17 protein-coding genes are annotated in these 12,493 nt (G+C 50.8%); 2 read left to right on the top strand and 15 right to left on the bottom strand.

Annotated elements, in window-relative coordinates; translation table 11 throughout:
- Positions 1 to 50 precede the first annotated feature (50 nt).
- From KJS55_RS12745 to KJS55_RS12760, 4 genes are all read right to left on the bottom strand, one after another.
- Complete coding sequence (locus KJS55_RS12745) at positions 51 to 254, bottom strand: hypothetical protein (RefSeq protein WP_021419835.1); 204 nt, start codon at positions 252 to 254, stop codon at positions 51 to 53.
- A 510-nt stretch (positions 255 to 764) separates the two neighbouring features.
- Complete coding sequence (locus tag KJS55_RS12750) at positions 765 to 1,187, bottom strand: RNA polymerase sigma factor (protein WP_154465486.1); 423 nt, start codon at positions 1,185 to 1,187, stop codon at positions 765 to 767.
- Positions 1,188 to 1,677: 490 nt separating this feature from the next.
- Complete coding sequence (locus KJS55_RS12755; protein WP_213543450.1) at positions 1,678 to 1,890, bottom strand: cysteine-rich KTR domain-containing protein; 213 nt, start codon at positions 1,888 to 1,890, stop codon at positions 1,678 to 1,680.
- On the bottom strand, positions 1,856 to 2,545 hold the full coding sequence (locus KJS55_RS12760) for an aspartate/glutamate racemase family protein (RefSeq protein ID WP_213543692.1): 690 nt from the start codon (positions 2,543 to 2,545) through the stop codon (positions 1,856 to 1,858). The genes KJS55_RS12755 and KJS55_RS12760 overlap by 35 nt, the downstream gene beginning before the upstream one ends.
- Positions 2,546 to 2,639: 94 nt before the next feature.
- Here KJS55_RS12760 and KJS55_RS12765 point away from each other — a divergent pair, with 94 nt between their 5' ends.
- Entirely contained in the window at positions 2,640 to 4,016 is a 1,377-nt protein-coding gene (locus tag KJS55_RS12765) for an aminotransferase-like domain-containing protein (protein WP_213543451.1), read from the top strand.
- Positions 4,017 to 4,104: 88 nt separating this feature from the next.
- The gene (locus KJS55_RS12770; protein WP_180963101.1) at positions 4,105 to 4,470 is read left to right on the top strand and encodes a helix-turn-helix domain-containing protein; all 366 of its coding nucleotides are present in this window, start codon (positions 4,105 to 4,107) and stop codon (positions 4,468 to 4,470) included.
- Positions 4,471 to 4,638: 168 nt separating this feature from the next.
- On the opposite strand, the gene KJS55_RS12775 is transcribed toward KJS55_RS12770, so the two are convergent.
- The 11 genes from KJS55_RS12775 to KJS55_RS12825 all read right to left on the bottom strand — a co-directional run bounded on the left by KJS55_RS12775 (position 4,639) and on the right by KJS55_RS12825 (position 12,317).
- Positions 4,639 to 6,039 (bottom strand): relaxase/mobilization nuclease domain-containing protein, encoded by a 1,401-nt coding sequence (locus KJS55_RS12775; protein WP_428846510.1) that lies wholly within the window; start codon positions 6,037 to 6,039, stop codon positions 4,639 to 4,641.
- A 94-nt stretch (positions 6,040 to 6,133) separates the two neighbouring features.
- Complete coding sequence (locus tag KJS55_RS12780; protein ID WP_213543452.1) at positions 6,134 to 6,424, bottom strand: CD1845 family protein; 291 nt, start codon at positions 6,422 to 6,424, stop codon at positions 6,134 to 6,136.
- Positions 6,425 to 6,916: 492 nt separating this feature from the next.
- On the bottom strand, positions 6,917 to 7,609 hold the full coding sequence (locus tag KJS55_RS12785) for an aspartate/glutamate racemase family protein (RefSeq protein ID WP_213543453.1): 693 nt from the start codon (positions 7,607 to 7,609) through the stop codon (positions 6,917 to 6,919).
- Between the two features lie 236 nt (positions 7,610 to 7,845).
- Positions 7,846 to 8,187, bottom strand: coding sequence for a plasmid mobilization protein (locus KJS55_RS12790; protein ID WP_213543454.1), 342 nt, complete (start codon positions 8,185 to 8,187; stop codon positions 7,846 to 7,848).
- Positions 8,187 to 8,369: a DUF4316 domain-containing protein gene (locus tag KJS55_RS12795; protein WP_213543455.1), complete on the bottom strand. Its 183-nt coding sequence runs from the start codon at positions 8,367 to 8,369 to the stop codon at positions 8,187 to 8,189. The genes KJS55_RS12790 and KJS55_RS12795 overlap by 1 nt, the downstream gene beginning before the upstream one ends.
- Positions 8,370 to 8,380: 11 nt before the next feature.
- A complete protein-coding gene (locus KJS55_RS12800) occupies positions 8,381 to 8,971 on the bottom strand; it encodes a defense against restriction DarA-related protein (RefSeq protein WP_228300537.1) in 591 nt (196 codons plus the stop codon).
- Between the two features lie 132 nt (positions 8,972 to 9,103).
- Positions 9,104 to 9,505, bottom strand: a complete 402-nt coding sequence (locus KJS55_RS12805; RefSeq protein ID WP_213543457.1) for a cysteine-rich VLP protein — start codon at positions 9,503 to 9,505, stop codon at positions 9,104 to 9,106.
- Positions 9,506 to 9,697, bottom strand: a complete 192-nt coding sequence (locus KJS55_RS12810; RefSeq protein ID WP_036744833.1) for a hypothetical protein — start codon at positions 9,695 to 9,697, stop codon at positions 9,506 to 9,508.
- The gene (locus tag KJS55_RS12815) at positions 9,694 to 10,374 is read right to left on the bottom strand and encodes a DUF4366 domain-containing protein (protein ID WP_213543458.1); all 681 of its coding nucleotides are present in this window, start codon (positions 10,372 to 10,374) and stop codon (positions 9,694 to 9,696) included. The genes KJS55_RS12810 and KJS55_RS12815 overlap by 4 nt, the downstream gene beginning before the upstream one ends.
- Positions 10,361 to 10,627: a DUF4315 family protein gene (locus tag KJS55_RS12820; RefSeq protein ID WP_213543459.1), complete on the bottom strand. Its 267-nt coding sequence runs from the start codon at positions 10,625 to 10,627 to the stop codon at positions 10,361 to 10,363. Before KJS55_RS12820 ends, KJS55_RS12815 begins: the two co-directional genes overlap by 14 nt.
- 22 nt (positions 10,628 to 10,649) lie before the next feature.
- Positions 10,650 to 12,317, bottom strand: a complete 1,668-nt coding sequence (locus KJS55_RS12825; protein ID WP_213543460.1) for a C40 family peptidase — start codon at positions 12,315 to 12,317, stop codon at positions 10,650 to 10,652.
- Positions 12,318 to 12,493: the final 176 nt, after the last annotated feature.

The following is a 12,493-nucleotide window of genomic DNA, read 5'->3' on the forward strand; positions in this document are numbered from 1 at the left end:
CAGGTGCCGCCCTTTGAGCTTTCTCCACTTCGGGCCGATGTGGCCCGAGGTCAGTACGGACTGGAGTGGAACTTCTGTTTGGCGTCCTCCACACTGTTGAGATCAAAGACTTCATAAAGCTGTCCCACAACACGACGAATATCCTTCTTTGAAAAGCCGCAGTCCTCCATTGCCATGATAACATAGCCGCGGCAAGCGTCATTACTCCATTCATCCGGCTCAAAACCGGGAAACATCCCAAACGCATTTTCCATAAGAAACTCCTTTGAGAAAAAAGATGGGGAGCCCCGCCGGATTGGTTGGCCTATCATCAGACAGCATTGCCGGAGGGCTCCCCACAGGTTTTTACTACATCACAGGCACATCGGACGGGCATAGGCTTTCTGCCCCATAGTATTTCAACTCTCCCCATTCTGATGGCAAGGCGTTCTCATTGCCTGCGACGGCTCACGGCTTGCAAGGCCGCTTCAACGCTCGGACTGTGACTAAACGCAAGTATCCGGGTTATGTACCTGTTCCGGTGGAGCCAGCCTTGCCCCACCTATGGCATGAGCCTGATCGCTCGCCCTGTTTTTATAGAGACTGTAATCTCCAAAACAGAGGTCATGGCGGGCCTGTCACACAGCGCATTTCCCTTCGTATCCGGGTGCCTTTTTATTCAGTTTTCGATTTGCATGAGGGCTTGTCCGAACCTCGGGCCACCTTGACCCGAAGTGTTTTGCCTCTCATAAGCCATTTCATTTTTTGGCCTAAATCGGTACACCTCACAAAGATTTTTTCAAAATCTTTTCCAAGTGCCGCAGACCGCGCTCGATTGCCACACGGACAACTTTCTCATGCACCCCTTCTGCTCGGGCAATATCCTGTTTCGTCATGCCAAGAATGAAGTGGGCGTAAATCCGTTTTGCCTGTTTGTCTGGCAAGCTGGCAATAGCAGCGTGAAGCTCCTGCATGGTAACTTTCCGTTCGTACAGCTCATGGGGCGAAAGTGCGACAAAGACAGCCTCATGCTCCAGCCCATCATCCCGATCAAGGGAATAGTAGGCTTTATGGCGATATGTACGCAGCCGGTAGGCAGCCTCCTTGCGGTCAAATTCTTTGAACATTTCAGCAACTTCGTCCGATACTTCCATGAAGCAATCCGATGTATAAAACGGGTAGTAGTCCCGCAGATTGATAATAGCCATATTGACCTCCGTTTCGGTTGGTGGTTGACGAGTGACCGAAACGAAGGCGGCGGGGAGCGGCACCGGGGAATGACCTCGGGCCAACATGGCCCGAAGCTGCCCCATAAGAACGCAAAAGCGCCCGGGCGGCACAAGGCCACTCGGGCGCATGAAACGACATAACAGTTAAGGTTCCAACAAATTTCGCGTACATAGCCGGAATAACCCGGAGGCGGGGCTATGCTTTTTTTAGCTGGTGCAGGGTATGCGGACTACGAAAAAGTAAAACTGGCATGGCGGCATCCTCCTAATGCCGCCGATACCTTTGGTTTTGGACAAAAAGAATAGCGGCCTTGATTATTCAAAGCCGCCGCTGGTCATATAGGCGTGTCAAAAGGGCTGCTGTACGACGGCTTTTTTTCTTTTGCCGTCGTCCGGCAGTATGCAAACATATAAAAAAGCCGACAACTGTAAGAGATCAAATGTCTCAAACAGCTATCGGCTCAGCGTCTTATGCGTCTGGCTCTTTAGCGATTGTTACCTGCAAATTATGAACATGAATTATTGTCTCGCGTTTGCATTTCGGACAAAAGAGCGGGAAATTCTTTATGATTGTATCATATTGGATTTGGAGTCTGGTTTTACTAAAGCAAATCGGGCATAATAACCATTTCCTATTGGAACTTTTATTATTCAAGAGCTTGTAGTGCTGCTCTTTTCGCATGGATTAGCGTAGTATCGAAAAGGGGAACATCGGTGTCACTCTGCTTTACAAGAAGCCCGATTTCTGTACACCCTAAAATAATACCTTCCGCACCGTTTTTTGATAGTTCGGAAATGATTCTCAAATATTTATCCTTCGACTGCTTTGATACGACCCCCACGCATAATTCATCATAGATAATATGATTGACAGTCTCTATGTCGGAACAATTAGGAATCATAACATCTATGCCGTTAGATTTCAAAACGTCTTTGTAAAACTCTTGCTGCATCGTGTATTTTGTGCCCAACAGCCCCACTTTTTTTATATTGGATTTTTTTAATTCAATGGCTGTCATATCGGCAATATGTAAGATAGGTATGCTTATCTTTTTGCTGATTTCGGGTGCAACTTTGTGCATGGTATTCGTGCAAATCACGATGAAATCTGCGCCTGCACGTTCCAATGCTCTTGCAGCCTCAGTAAGAACATACGCGCTTTTATTCCATTCTCCACTTGATTGATATTTTTCAATTTCATCAAAATCGACACTATATAAAATACATTTGGCAGAATGTAAGCCGCCAAGTTGCTGTTTAATCGTCTCGTTAATCACTTGATAGTATGTCACGGTGCTTTCCCAGCTCATACCACCAATCAAACCTATTGTTTTCATCATAAACCACCTCTGATGACATTATATCATTGCCCTACTGTCAAGACAATGCTATAATTGTACGGATGACAATGTTTATAAGGGAGACCCCGTTATGCCAGTAAATTCTTTTGAAAATTATCCAATGAGTTGGAAACCTGTTATCTCTGATCGTAAGAGTGCCATTTACACACAACTTGCAGAGCAACTTGTGAAAGACATTCGTAATGGTTTATTAAAACCGGGTGATAAACTTCCACCGCAGCGGGAACTTGCCGATTATTTGGATCTGCATTTAAGTACTGTTACGCGAGCATACAAATTGTGCGAAGAGCGAGGGTTAATATGCGCAAAGGTCGGGCAAGGAACTTTTGTATCTTCTGATGTAAACACAAGTGACACTTTGCTTTATGCGAATGAAGAATTAAATTTTGTTCAGTTGGGAACTGTACTTCCACCTTATAATGGAAATCAAAAAGTAATAGAATTTATAAAAAGTCTTTTGTCGCAACCAGACATCCAAGGCTTTTTGGAGTACCGATCTCCAACAGGCACTTATATTCAAAGAAAAAATTTCTCGGTATGGGCAAAAAAAATAGGCATAGATACCACATCGGAAAACATTTTGTTTGCAACCGGAGGACAAAATGCGATATGCGCAACCATTCTAGGATTATTTCATCCCGGAGATCGTATCGGAGTTAACGCTCTAAGTTTTTCCGGCTTAAAAGCTATTGCAAAAATGATTGGAGTTCAATTAGTACCATTACCAGAGAAGCAAGGACATATAGATCTGGACACCATCGAACAGTTTTGCGAAACAGAAAACTTAAAAGGCTTATATTTTATTCCCGATCATCATAATCCCACAACCTATACGATGAAATCCGATGAGCGAAAATTTATTGCAAACATTGCTGTAAAAAACAATCTTGTAATCATTGAGGACGCAATTAACCGTATGTTTGTTGGGCAAAACATTCCGCCTATTTTTTCATACGCACCCAATAATACTATTTACATTTTCAGCACCTCAAAGTTTTTGTGTGCGGGTTTACGAGTTGCTTATATTATAGTGCCAAATCAATATCGTCAGTCGCTTGAAAATGCACTGTACAACATGAATCTTATGGTGTCTCCGTTTAATCTGGAAATTGTAAATCGTATATTTAGTTCTGTGTTATTGGAGGAATTGATTACCGAGAAAAAGCAAGAGCTAATGGAACGGAATACAATAGTCAATTCAATTCTTCAAGGATACGATATTTTAGGCGAATCCACTTGTAATTTTCGATGGCTATTTTTGCCCGACAAGTGGAATAGCCACGATTTTGAAATAGAGGCAAGAAAAAGAGGGGTACAAATTTTTTGCGCAGATCGTTTTGCAATAGGAAAAACTGTACCACCAAAGGCCATTAGATTGTCCATATCTTCGCCATCAAGCAGGGTTGAATTAGAAAATGGAATTACCATAATCAAATCATTACTATAACTCCATACAGGAAATAAAATAGCCCATGAAATCAAATTTCATTACATTCTCATAATCAGACCCGAAATGTACAATGATATAGGGTGATATGAGAATGAACCAAGACGAAAGAAGGTTTGACTTTCACGGGCTCGGGCTCGCTTTGAAACAAGCCAGAGAGGAAAAGGGCTGGACACAAGCCTATGTGGCGGAACTGGTCGGCAAGACTGACCGCACCATTATGAACATTGAGAACAAAGGCCAGCACCCCAGCTTCAACCTGTTTTTCAAACTCGTCACTCTGTTCGACATTTCCGTAGATCAGTTTTTCTATACAGAAGGTCAGCGTGGAGAGAACAGTTGCAGAAAGCATATTGATGTGCTTTTGAGCTCGATGAATGAGAAAGAGCTTGTTGTTATGGAGGCCACAGCCGAAGGGCTCAAGAAAGCCAGAGAAACGGAGGTTCAGGAGTAAGAGCCTCCGTTTTTTCATGCCATTTTGAGGGTTGCCGCTAAGTGGCAAGCAATGCCTCCGTGGCCACAAAGGCCCGGACGCTGCTTGTTGGGGCTCGCCCCAAACCCGTATCTTCGGGCCAACATGGCCCGAAGTATTTGCGTCGCTTTGCTCCTTGTTTTCATAACCTCAACGCTCCTTTTCCTGCTTTCTGCCCGGCTCGGTGTAGCCCAGCAGAGTATCAATATTTGCCTTGATGGTGACGATTTCCTGCATATCCCGGCGCGCTTTCTGATACTCTCCATAAAGGCGCTTTTTCTTTGCCGTGAGCTTACGGCCTTCCTCCTTCAGCGCATCTATTTTCGGGAGCTTCGCCCCGCCCAGCAGGCGGCGCATTTCCGCCTGTGCCGCCCGGTACAGTTCAATATCGGCCTCATGCTCCGCAAGAAATTTCCTGCTGTACTTCGCTGCCTTGTACTGCTCAAAGACCGGGCGTGTTTTGGCATACTGAACCGTTGCGGCCTTTAGCCCGGCATTGGTTTTCATGGCCTGTTCCGTCCGCTTAATCTGTTCGGAAAGCTCGTGGAAATGGTCGGTTGCCTCGGTGGCTTTCTGCGCCAACTGCTCATAATCGGTCAGGCCGTTGTCCTGTATATAGGCGAGGGCGGCAGCCATCTGCTTGATGTTAAACACCTTCGCCCATCGCTCATAGCCCGGCCCCTTACCGGCGGCCAGCTTTGCTTGAATATCCACCGCCAGACTGATTTTCCGCTCCGGGCGTCCGGGGCGTTTTTCTTTGCCCTCAATGGCGGCCAGTATATCTTTCAGATCGTAGCCGTCCCCCAGCGTAGAGGCCCGCAGACGGGTAAAGCGTTCCTGCCCCTGCCCGGTCAGCCGGAAGCTGATACCGCCGCCCCGAACCTTCTTGACTTCATATCCGGCCCGCTTCATCAGGGAAAGAAATTCGTCCAGATCGGCGGTGCGCTCGGCCAGCGCGGTATCAATGGCAAAGCGCAGCCGGTCCTGATACGAAAGCGGGCCTTTTCGTTCTTTCTGCCACTCCCCATAGTTCCGATACTTGCCCTTGCTCCGGGGCTTCGGGTTCTCCACGATGGACAGCCCGTTTTCAAGGCACAGCCGGTCGGAGAGCCGCCGGAGGGCAAAGCTGGAGCCCCAGAAGTTTCGGAATTTCCGGGTGCAATCAAGGGTGGTGGAGTTGTAATAGATGTGACAATGGATGTGCTGGCGGTCTGTGTGCGTGGTAACGATAAAAGCGTGCCGCCCCTTCGTCCAGCGCATAGCCAGCTCATAGCCGATACGGTTCGCCTCCTTCGGTGTGATCTCCCCCGGATAGAAGGACTGTCGTATCTGATAGCACAGCACATCATTGGCCTTTTTCTGTTCCCGGCCTGTCATGGCGGCATAGCTGGCTTTCGCCAAAAGAAACTCGTCCGCCACGGTGGCAGGGTCGCACTCATAAGCGGAGATATACTTTCCACTTTCTGTTTTCTCCGGGTCCTTGCCATAGTCCAGACAATCCCGGATGGCCTCGGCAATCGTTTCGCCTTCGCCCGCATGGCGCTGCAACAAGGTTGTGGTAGCCAGAGATCATCCCTCCCTTCCAAGAGAAAAGGGCGGACCGTTCAGACCGCCCCGGCTTCGGGCCAACATGGCCCGAGGCTGCTTAACTTAATAGGAACCGATAAAAAGCGGACTTGCCTCCGTCCAGTGCCCACAGGATCGAGGACGCCGCCGCTTGCAGCCCGTAGGGAGAAAGGAGGAAGGCAAGGAACAGGAACACAGCTCCACCCAAAGGGGAAGGCACGAAAAAGAGGGCGATCCCCAGCACCGCCAGGATCACGGAGGCTATTGTCAGCAGGAAGGCGCAAATATCAAAGAGAAACATGAAAAGAGCAGTCAGGACGGACAGGCTCAAAGCAACGGGCAGGACCAACATTTTCAGCAGAATCTTCATTTTCAAAACCTCCTTTATCTTTTCTACCTTCATTTTACCATACCTACCCGAGGACATAAATGTTGCGAATAAATAGTGAATCCTGTCCTGTAAAAAAGCTGTGTCATGCAGACACAACCCCTTTTAGAAAGAATTATTTAATCAGCGATTATTTGAATTGAATCATATTGATTGATGGTGCCTTAGGTCAGATTACAAGGAACTACACGCAGACCACTAAGCGAAGACTCTGTGACTGTGTAATATAAAGCCGAAAACGAAGGTCTGGTTCCATCAACAGACAGGATGTATATGAAATTCCGTGTCCATCGTTCCAAACTCCGACTGGTGGACACACTCCCTGAAAAATAGCAGGACAGCAGACAAATATCAAGGATAAAACGAACGAGTTGAACTGCACCCCTTTCGTTGGCTTCTTTGTCCAACTTCTTGGGTGCAGTTCAACGTGCCATTTATCTTGACTGTTGATTGACTCGGCTAGCTTTGCTATTTTTATTGAATCGCATATTGGTAAATTGCGTTGATATGTACTTGGGTGGTATTCACAATTGGAACATTAACATCTTCAGATTTTATAGCAAGTGGCAACTCAGTACAGCCGAGAATAAGTGCATCTACATTTTCTTTTGCAATATACTTATTTGCCAGTGCAATCATTTTCTCTTTATCGCTTGGAATTACTATACCATTCTCTAAATTGGGGTATATCAGTTTCCCTAATAGAGATATTTCTGCGTTAGATGGGATAACCGCTTTCAGCCCGTTTGCTGTTAATGCTTTTTCATAAAGACCGCTACGCAAAGTCAATTCTGTACCAAAGATAAGTGCTTTTTTGAAGCGAAGCCGCTTAAGTTCCTTAATGGTTTCCTCGACAATGCTAATTACAGGTAGCGGGAAATTATTGCATATTCTATCCCACACAATATGTTCTGTATTTGCGGTAATAGCGGCAATCTCTGCACCAGCCGCTTTCAAATTAGAGAGACTGGAAAGTAAATATTCTCCTAAAACTGAATAGTCACTATTTTCGAGCGCCACATCATGTTTAAGCATATTTACACTATCAATCACAATTTCTGGATATATGCTGTTATTTTGTTCATGCAAACTTTTTTGTATAAGTCCCAAATAGTACTCTACTGTTGAAGCAGGGCCAATCCCTCCGACAAGTCCAATTTTTTTCATTTAGTAACCTCTAACATTGTATAGATTATTGATTGGTATGTTCCATCATCCTTTTCGTTAATTGTTGGAACAAGTTGAAAGTTTCTTCGTCCATTGTTTCAGGACGATAATTATTGTAATTCTTTTTAAGTTTACACCCAAGCTATTTCTCCGTCAATCTTCGGGTCAGCATGGCCCGAAGCGGCAAAAAAAGAGCAGGACGGCAAGCCCCCAAATGGAAGCCTGCCGCCCTCGTCTTACTTCGCCACCAGATCGGAAAGCTCCCGCAGCACCTTTGACACCTCGCCCCACAGCTTTTCATAGTCCCGCTTCAATCCGTCGATTTCCTCCGGGTACACGCCGTAGGTATGAGCGTGTACGGCGACCTGATTGAGATTGTTGGAACAGCGCCTTTGCAGAGAGATCAATTCTTTTATGGGCGCAAGGTCAACGTGCAGGATATACCCGTTCAGAGCCATCTTTCGCACATAAGCCCCAGCATTGGAAATGCCCGCTTCGGCCATCCGCTCATGGATGGCCGCCAGCTCGTCCGGCGTCACCATGACGTGCAGATGGACATTCCGCTTGCGGTTCTCCATCAGCGTTCCAGCTCCCGGCCCTTTCTGCGCTCTTTGGGCTCCTTTACCTTGTCCAGCGGCTTTGCGTCCAGCTCCGGGGGCATAGGCGGGATGGGCGTGTTGTTGGGTACGCCGTCGATCATGTTGCAGTTCTGCTCCGTGGAGAGCTCGGCGGTTTTCAAATAGTTGTCTTTTTCGTGCATGGCAATCCTCCTTATCGTTCCTCATGGTTTTTATGGCTCCGCTTCTGGCCGGGTTCCTTCGGGGGTTCCTGCCCTCTGGTTCCGTCTTTGAGCCGGGCGGTAATGGATGGGCGCGCCCGGTCAGGATTGCCCGGTGCGGGTTTCATCTCATAGTCCTCCATCTGTTTTTCGGTCAGCGGCTTTGCATAGGTCAGTTCGCCCCATGCCATCAGCCTGCCATTTGCCACAGGACGCCGCCTGTCGTCATCGTAGTTGACGATGGAAAGCGGAGGGTTATCCGGGGACTTCGGGTAGGTGCCTATGTCCACAGGGCGCTGGGTGGAATAGTAGCGGTAAACACCCTCCGGGCCCAGCTCCGTATTTTTGACTGCCGCATGATAAAGGTACTGATAATCGTCCACCCGGCGATCAAAGTCTCGCTGCGCCCATTCCAGACTGTTTCCATAGCGGCCCCAGTAGTAATCCCGCTGGCCCTTTTCGCCTTCGGTAAACTGCCAGGTCACAAAGGGGTCCGGCGCTCCCGGATTATGCCCCAGCGCAAAGCCGTGTCCGCTATCAAAAGTGGTTGTTTTCAAAACGGCATAGCCTTGTACAATCTCCAAGAGATACCTCCTTTCTGTACCTCGGGCCAACATGGCCCGAAGTGTGGTATGTTACGAAATGAGGGAGTAAACCGGGGCGGGATGGGTTGCAGTATTCCCGCCCCGGAAACGCCCTCAAAAAAGCCCGGAATATCAAGCCTTTCGGGGCGGTAAATCGTAACCGCCGTCCGGCCTTTTCTCCCGCATTTTCCTCATGCGTTCCCGGCTTTTCCGGCGGTTCCCTTCGGCCTTGCAGGCGTCGGAACAGTAGGCTTGACGGCCTTCGGGTAAAAATGCCCGCCCGCAGACCGCACAGGCTCGAAGCTGCGGGGAGCTACCTTCTGCGGTCAGCGCCGCATGAAGCTCCAGGTTAAGGGGCAGGACAGCCTCACGGAAGTAACGGCAGTACGCCCCTGTCCAGCACTTGTGCAGCATATAGCAGGCACAGTCAAGAGGAAGGCACAGGCCGCTTTCCCGGTCATAGTTGGCGCACATCCCCGTGACCAGAGTGCGGATTTTCTTCTTCTCGTCACGGGTCAGCTCCCGGGCGTCCATTTAAGACTTCGGGCCACGATGGCCCGAAGGGCGGGGCTCCACAATCAGCGCCCGGAATTTCTTCCGGCACTGTTTTTTCCTGCCTTTGCACTCCTTGTAGTAGCGGCATCCGGTACAAGGGTCGTCGCTGCCCCGGCCCGGCCACGGCACTTCCTTCATCATTCGTTCAAAGGGACTGTTGGTAAAATTCACTGGCGGGCCTCCTGTTCTTCCGTGTCCTCGTCCCACGGAGGGGTATCCTCGTCCTCGGGTTTCTCTGTGATTTCCTCCGGCCCTTCGTCCTCATATTCGCAGTAGTCATCCTCCAGGTCCGGCGCTTCGTGCTTCGGCTTGTAAATCTTGAAGTAATAACCGACACCGCCGCCAATCAGCACCACCGCCCCGATCAGGAGCAGCGAAAGAAATAGGCTGTCTGTTTTTTCGGCCTCGGCCTCGGGTTCGGGTTCCGGCTCGGTCACTTCCTCCACGGGTTCGGTGGACTCCGGCTCCGGTTCGGGGGGCACTTCCTCGGCTGGTTCCTCGCCCTGTTCGGCAAGAGGCAGAAGGTCATCCACGGTTACAGCGTTGAGGAAATAGACGTTTTCGCTGGTTTTCTGCTTGTCGATCACCAGATAGAAAATACTCTCGTCTGCGGTGGTAATGGTGTAGAACTCTTTGCCGTCCTCGTCGGTGGCGTTGTCCACCACCGTTCCCGTTCCATCCGAGGTGAAGGGGTTCTGGGTTTCCGGCTCCGCTTCGGTTTCCACCGGGGCGGGGGTGGCCTCGGGCTGCGGCTCATTGCTCTGGGCGTAAGCCGGGACCGTAAAGATCAGGCAACACAAAAGGCAGGCAGTCATCACCGCCAGCCTGCGAAATTTAGTTTTCTTCATGGGCCGTGTCCTCCTTTTCGGGTGCCTCTGGCTTCGGACCATTGTGGCCCGAAGCGGCAAGGCTGTTTTGGGGGTCGTTCAGAAAGGCCATCAGCTCGGCGGGGGTCAGTTTGAGAGAGCGCACCGCCTGTACGATCTGGCTGTTTTCTTCCTCCTGTTTCTGCTTTTCCAGTTCCCGGATTTTGGCCTGCCACTCGGCGGCCTTCTCCCGGGCCTTTTCCAGCTCCTTATCGAGCTTGTCGATCTTGTTCATGCAAGGACTCCTTTCTTCTGGCTCACAAGCGCCCGAAGGCGTAGAAATGTGTCTGCCAGTAGCTTGAATTGATATTTGCGTATTGGATGGGAGAACCACAATGGAGCATCATCCCGTCGCCCACATAAATCCCCACATGGGACACAGGGCCGGGGCTGTCATAGGTTCCCGTGAAAAAGATAATGTCGCCCGGCTTTGCCTCGGAGGGGGAAATGATGGCACACTGGTTGTAAATGCCCTGCGCCGTGGTACGGGGCAGGTTGTGGACGCCGCTGGCCGTGTACACCCAGCAGACAAAGCCCGAGCAGTCAAAGGAGGTGGACGGGCTGGAGCCGCCCCACACATAAGGCCAGCCGATGTACTTTGTCGCCTCCGCCATGAGCGCCGCAAAGGCCGGGTCATCCAGCGCCTCGCCGGGTATCTCATAGCTGGGGCCGGTGTCCTCGCCGCCGGTATAAATCCCTTCCCACAAATAGGGCTTGTTGCCTTTGAGCTGCTGCATGACGGTGTAGATTTCCCGCTGCTGTTCATCCAGCCTCGGCAGGATCACGGCAGGCAGCGTTTTGTTTGTGAGGGTCACATTGAGGATGTAATACTCATAGGGGACTTCCTCGGTGGTGGTTTCTCCGGTTTCCGGGTCGGTGCTGGTTTCGGTACGGTAGCGTATCTCGATTTCTTCCGTCAAGGTCAGCTCATACTGCGCCTCGAAGATCTCCCGTAGCTCGTCCTGCACCTGCTCCCGGAAATAAACATGGTACTTTGCCGAGAGATAGGACGCCAGCTCATAGGGGTTGTGGCCGATCTCGTCCACGGAATAGCGGTACTCGTCATAGCCGGGATGGGTGCTTTCGATGTTCGCTACCGTCTGCGCCAGTTCATTTTCCAGCGCCGTGTAGTCCTCGTCCACGCCAAGCAGGTCGGCGTCCTCCGAAGCATAGGAAGTGCCGGACACCGCATTGGCAAGACCGCTGCCAAGCGTGGGAAAGATGGAGCTTACCGCCGACAGGAGATAGCAGACCAGCAGCAACAGCACCAACACCAAAACCGCCACAGGATGACGGGTCACAAACTGCGCCGCCCGCCAGGTCACATTCCCCGAAGCGGCAGCGGCTTTCTTTGCGGCCTTTGCGCTCTGTTTTGCCGCCGCCTTTGCCTCTTTGGAATACCGGCGTTTCAGTTTCCACTTCTGCTGTATCCGGGACAGCGGATTGCTGGCAAGCTCCGGGTGCTCGGCGGCCATCTTCTGAAAATCTACATTGGCCCGGGCTTTTATGTCCTTCCGTTCCCACTTTGCCACCTTCCGGGCCGGGTGTTCCCGCCAGCGCCGTTTGGCATACCGGGTCAGTTTCCGGGTCCCGGCCTCGGCGGTCAGCTCGGATTTATGCGCTCCTTCCACGCCCACATTTTCATGCTCGACTTCATGGATTTTGTTGTGGAGATAAAACCATGCCTCGGTGCGGGCTCCCCGGACAGCTTTCTTCGCAAGCCCCGGCGGCTTCTGCGCCGCCCGTTTCGCCTCGACCTTATCCAGCTTCTCCCGGGCCTTTCCCAGCTTTTCCCCGGCGCGCTCCGCTTTGGCCTGCGCCTTCTGGTACTTGTCCTTTTTACTCCCGGCTTTCTCGGCGGAGCTCTCCGGCTCCTGCGCCTTGCCGGTATCCTGCGGACCGCCCCGGTCATCCTCCTGCCTCATGCGGTCAGAAGGGCGGGCTTTGCGGCTGTCCTCTTGAAACTTGCCGCTTTTGGACTTCGGACCATCATGGCCCGAAGCGCCGGTCTGCCCGGTGTCCTCGTCCTCAAACCGCAGGCGTCGGGACGGTGCGGGGGAAGCTCCTTCCCGGTCAGCCGGTCCGGGGCGAGTGCTCCCGG

This window comes from Pusillibacter faecalis (assembly GCF_018408705.1).
Lineage (GTDB): Bacteria > Bacillota > Clostridia > Oscillospirales > Oscillospiraceae > Oscillibacter > Oscillibacter faecalis.